This is a genomic window from Shewanella surugensis (genome assembly GCF_023284005.1).
Classification (GTDB): domain Bacteria; phylum Pseudomonadota; class Gammaproteobacteria; order Enterobacterales; family Shewanellaceae; genus Shewanella; species Shewanella surugensis.
Map to the genome: position 1 here is coordinate 1 of NZ_JAKIKS010000329.1, position 1,041 is coordinate 1,041.

At 38.0% G+C, this 1,041-nt stretch carries 2 protein-coding genes; both read left to right on the forward strand.

Translation table 11 applies throughout. From position 1 onward, the window contains the following. Positions 1-348: 348 nt before the first annotated feature. Positions 349-885, forward strand: a complete 537-nt coding sequence (locus tag L2764_RS27340; RefSeq protein ID WP_248943473.1) for a hypothetical protein — start codon at positions 349-351, stop codon at positions 883-885. Between the two features lie 34 nt (positions 886-919). Next, positions 920-1,041 (forward strand): transposase family protein (locus tag L2764_RS27345; protein ID WP_248943474.1); only part of this gene is annotated, 122 nt, incomplete at its 3' end.

Below are 1,041 nucleotides of genomic sequence, written 5' to 3' on the forward strand. Positions count from 1 at the left end.
AAGCTGCTTGCTGATGTCATATCAGGTATTCAATTTAAAGATGGTGAACGGATCACTCAAGATCAAACAGAGCATCACGATTCATTGATACACCACATTTGACAATAACTCACATTTGATATAAAGGGAAAAGCGTTTTATACAGGCCAATTTGGAAGTGATTTTTACAAAAAACTGGAAGGGGTTATTGCTTCATTACACCAGCACTTTCCAGCTCTAGACATTGACCTCACCATTCCCGGTGCCACCCAACTATGGTCTGGTGGATACAATACTGCTTTAGTTGATTTTTTTAAGCACCTTAAACAGCAGATAGATAACGGAAAAGGAATAAGGAAATTTTACATTATGACTGAGAGGCACTCAGATATTCAAATAAAAAACAATTGGGTCGTTCCAACTCAACAGCAATTGCTGACTCCCTCTGAATTTCCAGAATCACATACCGGTATTTTATTTGTAAATGGCCCAAAATTCGTTGATGCTGCAACAATGAGGGCCGATTTCCCAGAATATTCAGACATGACATCACTAGTGACTAAATATGACATGATAGAAGAAGCGAATGCGGCCTTATATCAAACTTTAAATAATACTGAGCCAAGAGATGATATTGACCTAAATCCAAATCCAGGTGAAATGTCCTTAACAATATTGAATCAATCTTCAAATATAGGGGTAAACGTTTACCTCAAAGATGACTCTACAAATACATTATTATTTTCAAGTGATTATTTAAATCCACTGGCAAGTCAAACTTATAATGCTTCCTCATACTCAAGTACATCAGGTCTGTTAGGAAAATCAGTAAATGTTTACATTGCTTTTTATGCAGGGCGGGATCGCACTTTGTTAACAAAGATTGAATCTGCTGAATTACTGTGATCTAATCGCACCTCACTTTCTGAGAGGTAACCCAATGACCCTGAGCGAACACCTTACCGTTGTTGAAGAAACCCGTTCTAGTATCAACCAAAGACACGACCTTATTGACGTCATGTTCCTCATCATTAGTGCAATCATGGCTGGAGCCGAAGGATG

Bases quoted from the DNA above. Each gene is read 5' to 3' on its own strand.
- L2764_RS27340 (WP_248943473.1), top strand. From the start codon at position 349: ATGACTGAGAGGCACTCAGATATTCAAATAAAAAACAATTGGGTCGTT.